This is a genomic window from Burkholderia sp. 22088 (genome assembly GCF_052045915.1).
GTDB lineage: Bacteria > Pseudomonadota > Gammaproteobacteria > Burkholderiales > Burkholderiaceae > Burkholderia > Burkholderia cepacia.
Window position 1 is genome coordinate 105,586 of record NZ_JBQEPY010000002.1, and the last position, 17,804, is coordinate 123,389.

The following is a 17,804-nucleotide window of genomic DNA, read 5'->3' on the forward strand; positions in this document are numbered from 1 at the left end:
CGAAAGCGACGATCGGAGCCCGGCAGAGGGTCGGAAAACGATGTGTCATCCGGTCGATCGACGGCGTGTTTCAGCACTGAAACATTTGGCTCGGATTCGGCAGGCCAATCCCGTGCGGCCCCCTGCGATGCACGTAACGTCAAGGGTCGCGCAGCGATGGCGCACGACTTGCTACATGAGCTGTGTGCTGCGGAGTCGGTGCGCGGGGGCACTGCGCAAGCGTCGGGTGGAGAGCGGCGGCAGGCGATCAGGAATGCAGGGACGGAGGCAGGCAAGCAAGCGGGAAACGGGCTGTCAAAAAGTCATCCACTGAACACGTTGCATCGTTCGCGATGCAACGTGACCACATCGAGAAAGCTCGCGTGCTGCCGGCTTTTTCGAGCGGCGGGAATTCGCGCGGCGCAAGCCACGGAGTGGACGTGACGGGGCCGGCGAGGACGGGGAACTTTCGTCTTTCGTCGATACGAGGGGAAATAATCAAATACAAGATAAAAGCGCGAAAAAAATGATGGATAACATGATTTGGAGTGCGTACTTATACGCACTTAACCTTGTCGCCATTGTGACCGCAATTGTCATCCTGGTAAGCACACTGGATGACCTCACGCTGGATGCCTGTTACTGGTCGTTTGAAATCCGGCGCATCCTGCGTCGTGAAAAATCTCAAACGATCGATATCGGCATGCTGCGCGCGCTGGAAGAACGGCATCTGGCGCTGATGGTTCCGGCCTGGAAGGAATACGACGTGATCGCCAAGATGATCGAAAACACCTTGGCGACCCTCGAGTACGAGCGATACGTGATATTCGTCGGCACCTATCACAACGATGCCGAAACCACGGCCGAGGTCGAGCGGATGGTCCGCCGGTACCCGGGCAGGGTCACGCGCGCGACCGTCATGAACGACGGGCCGACCTGCAAGGCGGACTGCCTGAACTGGATCGTCGAGGCGATCCTGCGCTACGAAGCGGTCCACCGAATTCAATTCGCGGGCGTCGTCATGCACGACTGCGAGGACGTCATTCATCCGGTCGAACTCAAGTATCTCAACCACGCGGTCGCGGATAGCGACCTGGTCCAGCTTCCCGTGCTGTCCTTGCCGCGAAAATGGAACGAGTTCGTCGCCGGATGCTACCTGGACGACTTCAGCGAAACGCACCAGAAGGACGTGCCGGTTCGGGCCCGCCTGACCGGCATCGTCCCGGGCGCGGGCGTTGCATCGTGCTATAGCAGGCGCTCGATCGAAGCGGCAATGAAGGAACGCAACGGCGCGCCGTTCAACACCAGTTCGCTGACCGAGGATTACGACTTCAGCTTCCGGTTGAGAGACCTGGGGATGAAGGAAACCTTTGCATGCATTCCATTGACGGGCATCACGCGCGATGCAGCGGAAAGACGCGCAACGGGTAGCGTCGCCGATCGCAACCTGCTGGCCACGCGCGAGTATTTTCCGAAAACATTTCGCACCGCGTACCGTCAGCGCACGCGCTGGATCCTCGGCATCGCCTTTCAGGGCTGGGAGCAACTCGGCTGGAAAGGCAATCTTCTCACCCGATACATGTTCTTCCACGATCGCAAGGGCATCGTGACCTCGCTGTTTTCGGTCATTGCCTATGGCGTGCTGATCAACTTCCTGTTGCTCGGCGCACTTCAGCGATCCATCCATGTCATCCCCGTCGGCGCCCCGCTCGTCATGGCGAGCCACTGGGTCGCGCCGCTGCTGTGGATCAACACCGCCATGCTGTTCGCGCGGGCCGGGCAGCGTTTCCACTTCGTCAGCAAGCTGAACGGCCCGACCCAGGGGCTGCTGTCGATCCCGCGGATGTTCGTCAACAACCTGATCAATTTCTACGCGGTTTGCCGCGCGTGGCGCATCTATATCGGCCACCTGGTGACCGGCAAGCCCATCGCGTGGGACAAGACCAGCCATACCTATCTGTCGAACGAAGCGCTCGGGAAAGCACGCATGAAAGTCGGCGAGATCCTGGTCGGCTGGGGCGTGGTCACGCTGGAGCAATTGCAGGCGAGCCTCGACAAGCAGCTGACCTGCGGCAAACGGCTCGGTGAACTGCTGGTCGAAGGCTGCGCGATATCCGCCGAATCGCTCGCGGATGCGATCGCCGAGCAAGCCGAACTGCCCCGGGTGAGCCTCGGCAACGTCGCGGTAGGCCACTTCGCGGATTCGCTGGCATTCGAGCTCCAGTACGCATACCACGCCGTCCCGTTTTCGACCGCGGAAGACGGCACGTTGAACGTCGCGGTCGGGCGACCGCTCACGCCGGACGAGCAGGATGTCGTGCGGCGCGGCGCCCGATCGAACGTGGCCTACTTCATCGCCTGCGATGCGGAGATTGCCGCCGAACTCTCCCGGCACTCGCGCTTCGTCGAACTCGCCCGCGTACGCGACGGCGACCCGGCGGCGCAGCAAGGCGCCCTCGTGACGAAACCGTCGGGAGAACAGGCATGAAGCATTCGAAACCCCCGATCGCGGCCGGCCTCAAGCGCTGCGCACGGTTGAGCGCACTGGCGATCGCCGTGTCGCTGGCGTGGCAGGCGCCGGCCTTCGCCGCGCAGCCGCTGACGCCCAAAGCCTACCGGCTCGCCGACAGCGCCTACAAGGCGATCAATGCCGGCGACCTGCCGCTCGCGGAAGTGTATGCGTCGCGCGCCATCAGGATTCAGCCCGGTAGCGAACAGCTCGGGCTGCTGCTCGTCGACGTATACAGGCGGGAAGGAAAGGTCGACGAAGCGGACGCCTTGGTGGAATCGCTGACGGTTCGTTTTCCGAAGAGTGCGGCGGTGCGTGCGCAGCATGGCTACCTGGCGCAGCGGCAGATGCACTACGACGTCGCCTGCAGCGATTTCTCGGCCGCCGTCGCAACCGGGAAATGGAGCAAGGAGCAGCAGCGCAACCTGCGTCTCGCCTGGTCGGACAGCGCGCTCGCGGCGAATCGTCCGCATGAAGCCGGCATCGCGCTGGCACCGCTCGCCGATGAAAAATCGGCCGTGGTGCAGTTGCGCGTCGCGCAGTTGAGCCTGCAGGCGGGCGACCGCGATACCGCGATCCGGATGGCGGATCTCGCGGCCGGCGATGCGACGACCGAAGGCGAGCGCAACATGGCCGCGTCGATCGCGGCGCAGGCGCGGCAGGAAGACCAGCCCGCCCAGGCGCCGGTGGACAATACCGCGCAACAGAAGTTGCAGGAAGCCTATGACCTGCTGCGCGACCACAAGGATCGCGAGGCACTCGACGCATTCCAGGAGGGATTCGCCGGCGGCGCCGGCAACGCGATGAACTACGCGGATGCGGGTTATGCCGCCAAGCGGATCGGGTTGAATGACGAGTCCATCGACCTGTTCGAGCACAGCCTCGACGCCGACGAGAACGAACACAAATTCGATGCGCAGCACAAGTTCGGCTATCGACGGGAAGTCGAGCAGCTTCAGCGCACCTGGGGGTTCGTGCTGAGCGCGCCGTACCAGTCGGCCGCATTCGGCCCGCAAGGCACGATCAGCGTGTTGCAGCCGGGTATCGAAGCGTATTGGCAGCCGCCGAAGATCGGCTACCAGAACGGCCGCATCTTCCAGTTCTTCGTGCGTGGATACGGCACGGCCTACGACGGGACGGGCAACGTGACCGGCATGCCGACCGTGCAGGGTTCGGTGGGCGCGCGCTACAAGCCGCTGCCCGACCAGAACGTCGTGCTGACCGCCGAGCGGCTGTTCCACGTCGGCAGCCTGTCGATGACGGACTGGCTGATGCGCGTGGGTTATTCGTCGGAGGCCGGGACCGACCTGAGGGTGACCGAACCGAGCTGGCGCAGCTGGCAGGCGTATGTCGAAGGCGCGTACTTCATCAGCGCGGGTCGATACATCATTTATTCGGAGTTGCGCTACGGGCACACCTGGCGCTTGCCGATGATCAGCGATCGGCTGACCATCTACCCGCACGCCGCGGTGGCCGGCGATCACGACAATCGACAGCCGGAAAAGACGGCGATCGGCGCCGGGCCCGGCATCCAGTTGCGGTACTGGTTTCGCGAAGGGCGGTACAGCGCGCCGGCAAGCTATCTGGATGTCACGGTGCAATACCGGTTCGGATTGACGTCAGCGGCACGCGCACGTGGTCTCGTGGTACGCGCGACATTGTGGTTCTAACCAACGACGCTGACGCTTGCTCCTGGATGGCGCTTTTCGCTTAGTTGGGCGCCTTGAGCGTGATGATCGTCTGACGCAACAGCTGGAAGTACGAGCTCGTCGAATACGGGAGCATTTGCTCGGCGTAGTTCCACCAGAAGAATCCGCCGATGAAACGCGGATCGGTCATGCTGTTGACCATCGGGTAGTAGGTCTTGATCAGGTTCTGCTGCACCGATGCGGGCGCGGAGATATCCGAGGTGCCGATTTCGCCGAAGCCGACCTTCGCGTTCGGGAAGATGCTTTCCAGCGCCGCGAAATCGTTCTTCCACGTCGGGTTCAGCCCCGGGCAATCCTGATACGGGTAGTAGCTGAACAGCGCGTAGTCGGCCTGCTGGCGGACCGTCGAGGACAGGAACGCGGTCGGCCACGTCTTCCAGTAATCCTGCGGCTTCTCCCAGCAGTTGTTGCCCTTGCTGTCGTCGTTGTAGTACAGCGTGATGGCCGTCTTGCCGCCGTTCGATTTGACGATCTGGTTGGCCGCCGCAACCATCTGGCCGATCTGCTGCTCTTGCGAGTTGACCACGGAATTCGTGCCGCTCGGGTTGTTACGCAGCCATTCGCCGTTGATTTCGTTCGCGATCTCCCAGACGTCGACGGTGTTCTTCAGCTGCGACACCAGTTCCTGCGTTCTTGCCTTGTACGTGGTGAGGTCCGTCGGGAAATAGTAGGAATCGTAGACTTCGCCCATCACGTACGCGACTGCGTGCAGGCGCAGCAGAGGCGCGTAGTAGTCGGCGGCCGACGTATCCGGATCGAACACGACACGCACGGTGGGCTTGTACGGCAGGTTCTGCAGCGACGCGACGATGGCGTCCAGTTTGGTCAGGTCGTCGAGGGTCACACCGTAGACGGGATTCTTCAGAGGTTCGACCTGGGCTTCGGCGGGCCGGGATAAAGGCATGAGCCCGGCATAAGCGACGCATGCGGCGATGGCCGTGCGCGAGAGATTTTTCGTCAGTCCTTTCAAAACGCTTTCCGTTATAAAGTAAGAGGAAGCGCGATTTTAGACGAAAATAAAAGATAATTATCGGACGATACGCGAAGTAGCGAGCCCTAAAACTTCGTTAGGATTGGTATCGAAAGCGAGCTATCCGGAGTGTCGCGACGGGTGATTGTTACGAAATACTGATTAAATCGGCGCGGGGTGCGGAGGCGCAACAGATGCGTCCAAGGGTAAAGCCGATGTCCGGGTGGTTGCTTGCAAACGATTGCGGACATCCCGAGCCGGCAGCAACGGATTTCGACTGACAAGCGCGGCAGCGTGAAGGGAGCCGCTCGCCAGCGGTCGCGCTTCGAGGTTGAAATGGCCCGAAGAAATCAGGCCGATCGGAACGTCCGTCGCCAGAGTCAGATCAGGCGAGTAAGTCAAAACCCTGATCTCTCGGCCAGCGTCGGATCAGGCCTGAGATTGCTTCGCCGTCACGCCATCACGGGCCGTGATCGACCCGAAGCCGACGTACGCCGGCACATTCGCCGATGCCGAGAGCAGAAGCTCAATTGAATGTTCCGATCAGACCGTGCACCGAAGGGTTTCGGCGAATGGCCTGGACTCCAGGCGTCCGCCGAGCGTTTGACCGTGAACCGATCGCCGATCGAGGAGCCGACCGGGCCGCTGGCACCCGGCAGGCTTCGCAGACGCGTGCGACATCAAGCTCCCCAACGCTTGAAGACGAGGCTGGCGTTCACGCCGCCGAAGCCGAAACCGTTGGCCATCGCATGAACGATCGGCATGTGCCGCGGCGCATCGTGCACGATGTCCAGGCCCTCGGCGAGTGCGTCCGGCTGTTCGAGGTTCAGCGTCATCGGGACGACCTGATCGCGCAAGGCCAGGGCGGTGAAGATCGCCGCTACGCCACCGGCCGCGCCCAGCAAGTGGCCCGTCGCCGACTTGGTGGAGGTGATGGCGAGCGGGACGTCGACGCCGAACAGGTCGCGCACCGCGGCCAATTCGCCCAGGTCGCCGACCGGCGTCGAGGTCGCGTGAGCGTTGAGATGCTGCAGGTCGGACGCGGTCAGGCCGGCCTGCGTCAGCGCCGCCTGCATCGAGCGTCGCGCGCCACTGCCGTCTTCGGGGCCGGAGGTAATGTGAAACGCATCGGCGCTGGTGCCATACCCAATGAGTTCGACCAGCGGGGCGGCGCCGCGCGCCAGCGCGTGCTCGAGCGATTCGATCACCAGCATGCCGGCGCCTTCGCCCATCACGAAACCGTCGCGAGTCCGGTCGAAGGGCCGCGATGCGCGGGTTGGCGTGTCATTGAAGCCGGTGGACAAGGTCTTCGCTGCGGCGAAGGCGCCCAGGCTGACGCGATCGATTGCGGCCTCGGCGCCACCGCACACCGCGATGTCGGCCTCGCCGCAGCGGATCAGCCGTGCCGCGTCGCCGATGGCCTGGATGCTCGCGGCACAAGCGGTCACCGGGGCGCCCATTGGCCCCTTCAGGCCGTGCCTGATCGACACGTGTCCCGCGGCAAGGTTGACGAGGAACGAGGGAATCGTGAATGGCGACAGACGCTTCGGTCCGCGCATCTCGGTCGTCCGCACCGCGCCCGCGATCGCCGGAAATCCACCGATGCCCGACGCGATGACCGTGGCTGTGCGCTGCTGGGACACTTCGTCGGCCGGAGCCCATTGCGCCTGCGCGAGTGCCTCTTGCGCGGCGGCGAGCGCGAAGGCGATGAAGCGGTCAATCTTGCGCTGGTCCTTGGTCGACACAAAGCGGTCGATGTCGAAGCCGCCGCACGCATCCTCGTGCACATCGGGCACCACACCGCCCACGCGGGCCGCGATGTCCGCCGTCATCGCATCCGGCAGCAGGCGCAAGCCTGACTGGCCGGCCAGCAGCCGCTGCCACACCAGCTCGACTCCGCAACCCAGCGGCGAGACCATTCCCATGCCGGTGACGACGATTCGGCGGTTCGCAGTGGGCGTGATGTGCATGGATTCTGTCCTGGTCTATCTATTGATGATGATCGACATCATACAGTATTGAGTATGATTGTCATCAACACGCAATGCCATGCGCACGAAAGGATCTTCATGAAAGTCTCGAAAACGCAGGTGGCCGAAAACCGCCTGGCCATCCTGCAGGCCGCGGCCCGGCTGTACCGCGAGCGCGGTTTCACCGGCGTGGGGGTGGCCGACATCACACGCGAGGCCGGGCTCACCCACGGCGGGCTGTACCGGCACTTCGAATCGAAGGACGCGCTGGCGGCCGAGGCCGCGGAATACGCGTTCGAGTGGAAACTCTCCGAGCTGGAGACACCGGATGCCGATGCGAACACCGACGCCGACGGGTTCCTTCGAACTGGAGTCGCGAATTACTTGTCGCCGCAGCATCGCGACAGCATCGGCCAGGGCTGCCCGGTGGCCGCGCTCGCGGCAGACGCGGCACGCGAAACGGGTGCGATCGCGGACGCTTTCGCCCAAGGCATCGGGCGCTACATGACGCTATTCGCGCAGCGGAGGCCCGATGGCACCGAGGCTGCGCAGATCGAACCCGAGGACCGGGTTCGCGCAATTTCGATGCTGTCGACAATGGTGGGCGGGTTGATCCTCGCCCGAGCCACCGCGCGGGGATTGCCGGCGCTATCGGACGAGATTCTCTCGACCTTGCGCGATCATCTTGCGGCCACATGGGGCCTCGATGAAGTCAACGTCGACGGACGCGACTAGAAATCAATCGCCGAAGGGGCGAATCCCCCCGAACCACACCCTGTCCGGTGAACTCGCCCCCTTCCGGTTTCCGCTCAAACAGACGCGTTCCGGTTCGCCTCGATCACCGTCAACGCCGTCATGTTCACGATCCGCCGCACCGTCGCACTGGACGTCAGAATATTCACCGGCGCGTTGACGCCCAGCAGGAACGGTCCCACCGCCACATTGCTGCCCGCCTCCGTCTTGAGCAGGTTGTAAGCGATATTCCCCGCATCCACGTTCGGGCACACGAGCAGGTTCGCCGCCCCCTTCAGCGGCGACATCGGCAGCAGCCTCGACCGCAAGCCCTCGTCGAGCGCACAGTCGCCATGCATCTCGCCGTCCGCCTCGATATCGGGCGCCTGCTCCCGGATGATCTCCAGCGCCCGGCGCATCTTCACGCCCGACGCCGCACTCCCCGACCCGAAGTTCGACCGCGACAGCAACGCCGCCTTCGGCGTGAGGTTCAGCCATTCCATCTGACGAGCCGCCGCGATCGTGAATTCCGCGATCTGCTCGGCATCGGGATTGTCGTTGACGTGCGTGTCCACCAGCGCGACCGTCCGCTGATCGAGCAACAGGATGTTCATCGCCGCATACGTGGACGCACCCGGCTTCCTGCCGATCACCTCGTCGACGAACCGCAGGTGGTTGTGATATTCGCCGACCGTGCCGCAGATCATCCCGTCCGCATCGCCGAGCCGCACCATCATCGCGCCGATCAGTGTCAGGCGGCGCCGCATCTCGACCCGCGCCATTTCCTTCGAGATGCCGTCCCGGCAGCGCAGCTCCCAATACGTCGTCCAGTACTGCGGGAACCGCTCGTCGTACTCGGGGTTCGTCACCTCGACATCCTGGCCGAGCCGGATCCGCAAGCCGAACCGCTCGATGCGCGCCAGCAGCACTTCCGGGCGCCCGACCAGGATCGGACGCGCCAGCTTCTCGTCGACGATCACCTGCACCGCGCGGAGCACGCGTTCGTCCTCGCCTTCGGTGAAGACGATCCGTGCCTTGCCGCCGTCACGCACCAGCCGGCGCGCCGTCGCGAACAGCGGCTTCATGAACGCGCCGGAGTGGTAGACGAATTGCTGCAGTTGCTCGACATACGCGTCGAGATCCGTCAGCGGGCGCTTCGCCACGCCGCCTTCCATCGCCGCCTTCGCCACGGCCGGCGCGATACGGACGATCAGGCGCGGGTCGAACGGCTTCGGAATCAGGTATTGCGCGCCGAACGCCACATCGTACGCGCCATAAGCCGCCGCGACGACTTCGTTCTGCTCCTCCTCGGCCAGCCCCGCGATCGCGTGCACCGCGGCGATCTCCATTTCGCGGGTGATCGTCGTCGCGCCCACGTCCAGCGCGCCGCGGAAGATGTACGGGAAACAGAGGACGTTGTTCACCTGGTTCGGGTAGTCCGAGCGGCCCGTCGCGATGACGACGTCGTCGCGCGTCGCATGCGCCAGTTCCGGGAAGATTTCCGGCGTGGGATTGGCCAGCGCGAGAATCAGCGGGCGCGGCGCCATCTCCTTCAGCATCTCGGCACTCAGGATGCCGCCGACCGACAGGCCCAGGAACACGTCCGCGCCGCCGATAACGTCGGCCAGCTTGCGCGCATCGGTTTCCTGCGCAAAGCGCGACTTCGCCGGGTCCATCAGCGCGGTGCGCCCGCGATAGACGACGCCTTCGATATCGGTCACCCAGACGTTTTCGACCGGCAGCCCGAGGTCGACCAGCAGGTCCAGGCAGGCCAGCGCGGCGGCCCCTGCGCCCGACGTCACGACCTTCACTTCCGAAATCGACTTCCCGACGACCTTCAGCCCGTTGATGAACGCCGCGGACACGGTGATGGCGGTGCCGTGCTGATCGTCATGGAAGACCGGAATCTTCATGCGCTCGCGCAGCTTCTGCTCGACCGTGAAGCATTCGGGCGCCTTGATGTCCTCGAGGTTGATGCCGCCGAAGGTGGGCTCGAGGCCCGCGATGATGTCGACCAGCTTGTCCGGATCGGTTTCGTTGATCTCGATGTCGAAGACGTCGATCCCCGCGAACTTCTTGAAGAGCACGGCCTTGCCTTCCATGACCGGCTTGGACGCGAGCGGGCCGATGTTGCCGAGACCCAGCACGGCCGTGCCGTTCGTGATCACGCCGACCAGGTTGCCGCGGCTGGTGAAGCGGTGCGCCTGCAGCGGATCGGCGGCGATGGCCTCGCACACGCCCGCCACGCCCGGCGTGTACGCCAGCGCGAGATCGCGCTGCGTCACGAGCGGCTTGCTGGCGACGACCGAGATCTTTCCCGGGGTCGGAAATTCGTGATAGTCGAACGCTGCCTGCTGCTGTGTCTCAGTCTGTTTCATGTTTTTCGATCCGGGCACGGGCGCCAGGCCAGTCCCGGCGCGATCCATGAAGGTGATTCTAGGGATCCGCCATAAGGTGATGATTCTGTTTTAATATCGCTCCATCACTTTTTCATGATGAATACGTGACCAGTCAATGACTTTTGACGCGAACGACGTGGTCAGGCGGCTGGGCGCGCGCCTGAAGATGCGGCACCTGGTGCTGTTGCTGCAGATCCAGCAGCACGGGTCGCTGACGCGCGTCGCGGAGCACATGGCCAGCAGCCAGCCGGCCGTGACGAACGCGCTGTCCGAGCTGGAGAGCATGTTCGGCACGCCGCTCTTCGAGCGCTCGTCGCGCGGCATGCGGCCTACCGCGCTCGGCGCGGTCGTGCTCGAGCGGGCGAAGGCGATGATCAAGGATCTCGACCACCTCGCCCGAGAAATGGAGGCCGTCGCCGCCGGGCATGCGGCCCACCTGCACATCGGCGTGATTCCGTTCATTTCCGGGCAGATGCTGTCGGCGGCGCTCAAGCGGCTGCAGGCGCGCATGGAACGGCGCCTGACCGTGACGATTCACGAAGGCACCAGCGATCAGCTCCTGCTGCAGCTCAAGGACCACAGCGTCGACATCGTGATCGGGCGGGCGTCATCGGCGATCGACCTGGGGCAGGTTTCCTTCGAAGTGCTGTACCAGCAGCAGCCGCGCATGATCGCGAGCCGGCGTCTTGCCGCGAAACTGGCCCGCACCGCGCTGGACTGGCACAAGCTGCACGCGCTCGACTGGATTCTCGGCGCCCCGCATACGCCGATGCGGGAACAGGTCACCGACCTGTTCCTGTCGGCCGGCATCCCGCCGCCCGTGCCGATCGTCGAAAGCTACTCGTCCAAGCTGATCGGCGAGATGATCGCGTCGAGCGACGAGGCCGTATCGATCGTGCCCGCCGACATCGCGGAAGAACTGGTGCGGATCGCCGGCGTGGCGATCGTGCCGTACTCGCTGGTCTGGACGCTCCCGCCCATCGCGCTCTTTACCCGCGCCGCCGATTCGCGCTCGCCGGCGCGGGATCTGCTTGTCGACGCGTTGCGCGAGGTATGCAGGGAGACTTACGGGGAAGCGCAGCGATGAGGCTGCGGGCGGCCGCCTGAACGGCGGTTCGCCCCCGCCGGCAACCCACGCGGGTGGCGGCGGAGGCTCGCCGCACCGGCAGCGCGCTACTTGCTGGCGGCGAGGTGACGCAGAATGTCCGCACGCTCGGCGCTCAACACATGATCCGAGCCCTCGCCGCGGTCATAGCGCTTCGCGGTGCGGTAGGAAAACCGCTTCCTGTACTGCCCGATGGCGGGATCGAACGTCCACGCGTCGACGACGAAAAAGTGCTTGCCGAAATGATCCTCGTCGTCGGCCCACACGAAGTCCGCCCGAACGAACACCGGATAGGGCGACACGTCCGGCACCTTCCACATCGCGCGATCGGCCGTCTCCGTCTGGGTGACTTCCGGCATCAGGTTCTCGATCTTGCCGTTCGCGCCATAACGCAATATCGCCACGCGCTCCAGCATCCCGCTGCCACCGCCGGAAAACATCCCCGAGAAGAACACCCACGAGCCGCCCGACGCAATCGGCAGCCGCTCGGACCGCGGCATCAGTCCGAACTGGTAAAGCTCCTTCGACGAATGGGGAACCGGCACGGGCGGCATCTCGAAGCACGGCGCACGATCGGGGAGCACGCAGAGTTTCACGCCGGACAGCGGGAGCCCGTCCGAATCCTGCCGGCCCTCCGCCTGGGTGAAACGCGGGAATGCCGGTTCGCCGGAGGCGGCCTGCGCACCCGCGATGCCGGCGACGGAAATGCCCAGGATCACCCCGAGCGACTTGACGACCCTGCGCATGCACCTGCCCTCTCTCTCATGTTTTGATAGCCGCGAATTGTCGATGATCCGGCCGCTTCTGTCGAACGGGCGGTTGCGGCCGGCCTGCGCTTCGCGCCGGTTCGTCAGACCGTCGCCAGAACCAGACGCCCCGGCGATGCGCCGATGTGCAGCCCGTCGGCGCGATTCGCGAGGTAGCGCCGGTTCAACTCGTCCGGCGTCCATGTGTTGCTGTGGCTGAAGCCCAGCGCGGCAAGGCTCGCGGTCAGTGCGTCGGGTTCGAAAAAGCTTTTCCACGGCTCGCCACGCTCGGCGAATCGCGCCGTCATCTGCTCCATCGCGATGCGCATGATCGGCGGCAGGCTCGACAGCGGAACCACATATTCGAGCAGGACCGCGCTACCTTTGGCACACCCGGCGATGAAGCGCAGCGTGTCGATCACCGCGGCCTCGTCGAGATACATCGTCACGCCGAGCCAGCTGAACAGCGCCGGCGCATCGGCATCGAAACCGGCGCGCGCCAGCCCTTGCGCGAGACCGACCCGCTCGAAATCGACCGGCACGAATCGCAGCGACGGCGGCACCGCCATGCCCGCCTCGCACAAACGGGCCTGCTTCCACGCCTGCGTCGCCGGCAGGTCGACCTCGAACACGCGCCCCGGCGCATCGGCTCGCCGGTATGCGCTGGTATCGAGCCCCGCACCCAGCACCACATACTGGCGGATGCCGCGTTCGATCGCGTCGGCCCACACGTCGTCGGCAAGCCGGCTGCGTACCACCACCGTGCTGCGCATGCCCACCGTCATTGGCTGGCGGAACTTGTCGAGGTTGTCGCGCAAGGCTTGCGCCTCAGCCGCACCGAGGACGGTCAGCGCGACCGGATCGTCGAGCACCAGCGGCCGGTCGAGCAGCTGGTGCGCGGCCCGCTGCGTGGCCACCAGCAGCGCGCTCGGCTTGGGCCCGGCGTTCACCGGCGTCGTGTCGTGGCCGACGACATGCGCCCGGTTCAGATAAGCAAGCAACGCATCGTCGAGGCCGATGCCCAGTTGCAGATCCGGTTCGCGCATCATCGCATCGCGCACGCGTGCTTCCAGCGCCGCGTCGTCGCCGCAGAAGCTGTCGAGAAACAGCTGCTGCCAGCGCTTGACGATCGCCTGCACCGGTGCGGCGCCGGCGTCGACGCCCGCATCCATTTGCGCTCTCAGTTCGACCACCAGCGCCGGCCACGCTCGATGCTTCATGGCGGCGAACTGGCGCCGCCGCACCTCGTCGGCCTGAGTCGGGTCGAGGTGCTTCGCAAGCAGCGCGCAGCGCGCGTGCACGAACGCTTCGTCGATCCATGCCAGCATCTCCGCCGTGATGCCGACGATTTGCGGAGCACGCGGTTCGTCGAGCTGAATCGCCATCAGCTTGGTCGCGAGCGTCGGGTCGTTGCGGGTCATCCGGACCACGAGCCGGATCCAGCGCCACGCCAGCGCCTGGGCGGCTTCGCTGCCGGCCGGCAGCGCCTGCTGCCGGGCAACGCGAACTTCTTCGATCAGCGCTGCCCACGACGGATCCGTCGGCGCGATCGTATCCGGCCCGGATGCCAGCAACGCATCGAGTTCGTCGTCTTCAAGGTGTTTTTGGATCATGTTCATCCACTCCAGAGCATTCAGCCAGTCGGTCGCCGTGGTCTCGTCGCCGGTGGCGATCACGTCCACGATGTATTGCAGGTGACGACTCAGGCGCTGCGCGCGCGACGCCTGTGCATCGAGTTCCGCGATCTGGCGCTGCAGAAGCTGGAGCGGTGAACCGGCCAGTTGGCCGTCGAGGCTCGCCTTGATGTCCGGCAGCGAATACCCGAAGCGTTTCAGCGCCTCGATCCGATGCAGCCGGATGAGGTCGTCCCGCCCATACAGGCGCGCGCCGCCGTCCGTGCGCCGCGCCGGCGACAACAGCCCGATTGCATCGTAGTGGTGCAAGGCCCGGACGCTCAGTCCCGCCTTCTTCGCCAGATCGCCGATCTTCAGTCGCATTTTTTCCCCGGTCGTCGGTGTCGACCATAAAAGCTGACGTAGCGTCAGGTGCAAGGGAAATCGAAGGGGGCGTATCCAGTTGAACGCCAAGCAGCGGGTTTCTCGTACAGCGACCAGACAATCCCGTCCGATTTCAACCCCACGCGAATGAAGCCAAGCGACTCGTAGTAAGCGCAGAGCGTCACGTTTTCGACGGCGCAATCGAGCCGGACAAAACGCCGGTTCAAGCTGCTCACCTTGCGAGCGCACCAGTCGAGCATGAAACCGCCGAGCCCGAGCCCGTTGAAGCCTCGCCGTACGCAAAGCCCGTGCACGTAACCGGCGATCGGCGCCTGCGGCCCCCAATGCCGGTCTTCGCCGAAGCCGAGCGAGAACGTTCCGGCCAACGCGCCGTCCAGCTCGACGACATACACGTCCTTTTCAGAAACGTTGCTCCGTACCCACCGCTCGGAAAATCCGTCACCTTCCTTGCCCCACGCATGGTCGCCGTACGCGAGCTTCTTCGCGTGCGCGTCGTTCCGGATCCGGGTCAGCGCCGGTACGTCGTCTGCCGTTGCCCTGCGGATTTTTTTCGAAGTCATCGTCCGTTTCTCCGTGGCGTCTTCACGTCGCGGCTCGACAGCCGTCATCTCGCCAAGCCGTATTTTCGACCGCGGGCACTCGCCCGGTCAGCCGAAGGCGCGACGCTCTCATGAAGCTGCCGCCTGGAACCAGCGCGTACACGGGCCCGTGTAAATGAGCACGGTCGCGATCGCATTGGCGAGAAAGCCCACTTCGATCAGGCTCAGCCTGAAAGGGAGGCCCATCACGAGAAGGGCCATCGTCGTGACGACCGTGAGCGTCAGTTCCAGCACACGCGCCAGCTTTTGTCGCTGGCACAGGCCCACGATCAGGCTCGCGTTCAGCAAAAGCCAGAAGGCCTGGATGATCCCGATCATCGCAGCGCCTTTGCGCATGAGCACGGCTTTCGCCGCGGGGACTTCGCCAGCCTGATCGAAACCCAGCATCGTGAGCCAGACGGCGAATCCGGCCTCGATGAGCCAGACGATCGTGAAAAGCGCGATGGCGTGACGGATCTGCAGCGGTGCGTCGGCGCGAAACGCCGGCATGGCCTTCAACTTGCCGATTGGCATCGTCTCTTTCAGGAAGCTTGCGCTCCCCGCCCCGGATTGTGTTCGTATCGTATTTGCCGCTTGTCGATTTCACGACGCAGCGAGTTTCGGCCGAGTGTAGTCCATCCGCAATCGCCACAGACGCGTACGCGCACGCACGCCGAACACGCCTCTAGTGCGAAGCATTCAAGCCCTGCCGGAGAGCCTCATAGATCCCCGCGCCGGCATCAACGATGAACAGGAGTGCAATGGCGACGCACGCAACGCGCACGATACCGCGCAGGCGCGTCACGCCGACATACAGCCCGACAGCGCCGACGCAAAGCGTCACGGGCCAGTAGATGGCCCCCATGAGAATCACGATGACGGGAAAAGGCAGGTCAATGGCGATGTCACTCATCCCGGAAAGCTCCGTTGCTCGCATGAAGCAAGCATTCGCTCATCGATTCGACGGCATCGGTCGACCGCCGTCCCTCCGCACATGACCTTGCAAGCCGCCTCGCCGCCCCATGCTGCCCGACAGGGCATCACCCCTGCGCCTGATGACACACCACCTCGATATTGTGCCCATCCGGCCCGATGACAAACGCCGCGTAGTAGTTCGCGTGATAATGCGGCCGCAGCCCCGGCGCGCCATTGTCCTTCCCGCCCGCCTCCAGCGCCGCGCGATAGAACGCATCGACCTGCTGCCGGTCGTCGGCCACGAACGCGATGTGAAGATGCGCCGGCTTCTCCGACGTCTGGAACAGGCACAACGATGGTTTGCCAGGCGGGGACATCTCGATGCCGTACGACGGATCGCCCTCACCCACCACCACGACGCCAAGCGGTTCAAGTGCGCTGAGGAAAAACGTCTTGCTGGCTGCAAAGTCGCTCACGCCGAATTTGACATGGTCAAACATGACTCCCCCTTCGGATGGATGGGTCTGCCGGCACCCGGATCGGATGTGCAAATCACCGCGATGTTGCCACATGCAGCGATCGGTGGCACACCTGCCCGACCTCGAACAAAGAAAGCCCGACACGGTCGGGCCAACGAGCGAGATACAAGGAGAATCCCGCTCACCCCTCATCGAGCGGTCACACCGAGCTGCCTGACGTCATCATGACCGGGCAATAGCGGACGATCGCATACGACATTGCGACCGATTGTCGATCGCCAGGCTTCCATGAAAGGGTTCGGAAAGAATGGCTACTGCGAAACGGGGGTGCCCGATGACGCATCCGCCGGCAGGGTCGGGAGCGGAACGGCCGGGGGCGCCCGCCCGAAAAAATTGGCCCGCACCTGAAAGCGCGGGCCAAGCCGAGAACACACAACACCTTGGGGGGGTATCAAGGCGAGACCAGTCTAGCCCGAGTCGCCGGAAAGAAAATTTCAGGCCACATTACAGCTATTACTCCATATAACGAAGCATCGGCCGCCGCCGTGTGCGGGCCAAGAGGCGACACTTCATCCGCGAGCGCGTGCGGCATTACGGCGTGCCGTTCGCCGGTGTTGCTTCGGACGGGCGACGGATGTAGTCGCGCCTCGGAATGCCTTGCCGCCTTCCCCTCAAACGCCGGCACCACCGAAGCTGGCGGTATCGCCATTCGCGCAAGCCGTGGACACCGCACGCACGCGCCGCAACCGGTCAGGTCAGCGCGCGCCGGACAGATGCAGCGTGAACCACTCCACCGCTGCCTGGCTCGTTTCGTCGAAATGCTCGATATACGGCGTGAAATGCCCGCCCTTGATCTGCAGCAGGCGCTTCGGCTCCAGCGCGTTTTCCCACGCCTTGAGGCACAGGTCGGTCGGCGTCAGCAGGTCCTCGTTGGCCACGATCATCAGCAACGGGGTTGGCGAGATGCGGTCGACATACTGGCCCGGTTCGTTCTCGCGCGACATCTCGGCGCTGCGCAGCGTCACTTCGTTTTTCCAGTTCGGCGCACACCGCGCCGCCGACTCGGTGAAGAACCGGTACGCATCCGCGCCCGCCATCGCGCAGGCTGTCGCGGGGTCCGCACTGACTGCCGGCAACATCGCCGGCACGCCGCCGGCGAATCGCTGCCTGCGATCTTCATCGAAGCGAGCCAGCGCCGCGGGCACCAGATCGGAACGCGTGCGGCGCAACGCCGACTGATATCCGCTGATCGTCGGCACCTGCGAAACCACGCATTTGACGCGCCGGTCGATGGCCGCGACTTCGAGCACGTGGCCGCCGCTGTAGCTGGTGCCCCAGATGCCGATGCGTGCGGCATCGACGTCCGGGCGCGTCAGCAGATAGCTGATCGCATCGCGATAGCCGCGCTTCTGCTGCACGGGGTCGATCTCCTGACGCGGATACCCGTCGCTCGCGCCGAAATTCCGGTGATCGTAGAGCAGCACGCCGAAACCGCCGGCGGCAAACACCTCGGCGTAGCGGTCCAGATATTGTTCCTTCACGCCGGAGAAGCCGTGCGCCATCACGATGGCCGGATACGCTTGCGTACCGGCGATGCGCTGCGCCGGTTCGTAGTACCAGCCTCGCAGCGTGGCGGCTTCGGACAGGAATTCGATGTCGTGTCGCGTCATGTCGGCTTGCCTCGTTCGGTCGGTG

At 64.4% G+C, this 17,804-nt stretch carries 14 protein-coding genes; 4 read left to right on the forward strand and 10 right to left on the reverse strand.

Going from position 1 to position 17,804, the window contains the following annotated elements:
• Positions 1-508: 508 nt before the first annotated feature.
• Together ACTJLD_RS03560 and ACTJLD_RS03565 are read left to right on the forward strand one after the other, a co-directional pair.
• Positions 509-2,467 (forward strand): glycosyl transferase family protein, encoded by a 1,959-nt coding sequence (locus ACTJLD_RS03560; protein ID WP_226113422.1) that lies wholly within the window; start codon positions 509-511, stop codon positions 2,465-2,467.
• The gene (locus ACTJLD_RS03565; RefSeq protein ID WP_440657995.1) at positions 2,464-4,158 is read left to right on the forward strand and encodes an NfrA family protein; all 1,695 of its coding nucleotides are present in this window, start codon (positions 2,464-2,466) and stop codon (positions 4,156-4,158) included. Before ACTJLD_RS03560 ends, ACTJLD_RS03565 begins: the two co-directional genes overlap by 4 nt.
• Before the next feature lie 40 nt (positions 4,159-4,198).
• Here ACTJLD_RS03565 and ACTJLD_RS03570 read toward each other — a convergent pair whose 3' ends face one another.
• Both ACTJLD_RS03570 and fabF read right to left on the reverse strand, forming a co-directional pair.
• On the reverse strand, positions 4,199-5,101 hold the full coding sequence (locus ACTJLD_RS03570; protein WP_226113421.1) for a hypothetical protein: 903 nt from the start codon (positions 5,099-5,101) through the stop codon (positions 4,199-4,201).
• A 746-nt stretch (positions 5,102-5,847) separates the two neighbouring features.
• On the reverse strand, positions 5,848-7,137 hold the full coding sequence (gene fabF / locus ACTJLD_RS03575; protein ID WP_321938222.1) for a beta-ketoacyl-ACP synthase II: 1,290 nt from the start codon (positions 7,135-7,137) through the stop codon (positions 5,848-5,850).
• A 99-nt stretch (positions 7,138-7,236) separates the two neighbouring features.
• Here fabF and ACTJLD_RS03580 point away from each other — a divergent pair, with 99 nt between their 5' ends.
• Positions 7,237-7,872 (forward strand): TetR/AcrR family transcriptional regulator, encoded by a 636-nt coding sequence (locus ACTJLD_RS03580; protein ID WP_440658264.1) that lies wholly within the window; start codon positions 7,237-7,239, stop codon positions 7,870-7,872.
• Positions 7,873-7,946: 74 nt separating this feature from the next.
• Here the strand turns inward: ACTJLD_RS03580 and ACTJLD_RS03585 are convergent, their stop codons facing one another.
• The gene (locus tag ACTJLD_RS03585; RefSeq protein WP_027790699.1) at positions 7,947-10,247 is read right to left on the reverse strand and encodes an NADP-dependent malic enzyme; all 2,301 of its coding nucleotides are present in this window, start codon (positions 10,245-10,247) and stop codon (positions 7,947-7,949) included.
• Positions 10,248-10,383: 136 nt separating this feature from the next.
• Here ACTJLD_RS03585 and ACTJLD_RS03590 point away from each other — a divergent pair, with 136 nt between their 5' ends.
• Positions 10,384-11,355: a LysR substrate-binding domain-containing protein gene (locus ACTJLD_RS03590; RefSeq protein ID WP_021156700.1), complete on the forward strand. Its 972-nt coding sequence runs from the start codon at positions 10,384-10,386 to the stop codon at positions 11,353-11,355.
• Positions 11,356-11,441: 86 nt separating this feature from the next.
• On the opposite strand, the gene ACTJLD_RS03595 is transcribed toward ACTJLD_RS03590, so the two are convergent.
• The 7 genes from ACTJLD_RS03595 to ACTJLD_RS03625 all read right to left on the reverse strand — a co-directional run bounded on the left by ACTJLD_RS03595 (position 11,442) and on the right by ACTJLD_RS03625 (position 17,779).
• On the reverse strand, positions 11,442-12,323 hold the full coding sequence (locus tag ACTJLD_RS03595; RefSeq protein WP_440657996.1) for a hypothetical protein: 882 nt from the start codon (positions 12,321-12,323) through the stop codon (positions 11,442-11,444).
• Positions 12,224-14,116 (reverse strand): SAM-dependent methyltransferase, encoded by a 1,893-nt coding sequence (locus ACTJLD_RS03600; protein WP_124918324.1) that lies wholly within the window; start codon positions 14,114-14,116, stop codon positions 12,224-12,226. Before ACTJLD_RS03600 ends, ACTJLD_RS03595 begins: the two co-directional genes overlap by 100 nt.
• Positions 14,117-14,160: 44 nt before the next feature.
• The gene (locus tag ACTJLD_RS03605) at positions 14,161-14,697 is read right to left on the reverse strand and encodes an N-acetyltransferase family protein (RefSeq protein ID WP_440657997.1); all 537 of its coding nucleotides are present in this window, start codon (positions 14,695-14,697) and stop codon (positions 14,161-14,163) included.
• Between the two features lie 108 nt (positions 14,698-14,805).
• Positions 14,806-15,249: a hypothetical protein gene (locus tag ACTJLD_RS03610; RefSeq protein ID WP_440657998.1), complete on the reverse strand. Its 444-nt coding sequence runs from the start codon at positions 15,247-15,249 to the stop codon at positions 14,806-14,808.
• 151 nt (positions 15,250-15,400) lie between these two features.
• A complete protein-coding gene (locus ACTJLD_RS03615) occupies positions 15,401-15,628 on the reverse strand; it encodes a hypothetical protein (protein WP_440657999.1) in 228 nt (75 codons plus the stop codon).
• A 127-nt stretch (positions 15,629-15,755) separates the two neighbouring features.
• Positions 15,756-16,130, reverse strand: a complete 375-nt coding sequence (locus tag ACTJLD_RS03620) for a VOC family protein (RefSeq protein WP_027790692.1) — start codon at positions 16,128-16,130, stop codon at positions 15,756-15,758.
• A gap of 734 nt (positions 16,131-16,864) precedes the next feature.
• On the reverse strand, positions 16,865-17,779 hold the full coding sequence (locus ACTJLD_RS03625) for an alpha/beta hydrolase (protein WP_440658001.1): 915 nt from the start codon (positions 17,777-17,779) through the stop codon (positions 16,865-16,867).
• Positions 17,780-17,804 lie beyond the last annotated feature (25 nt).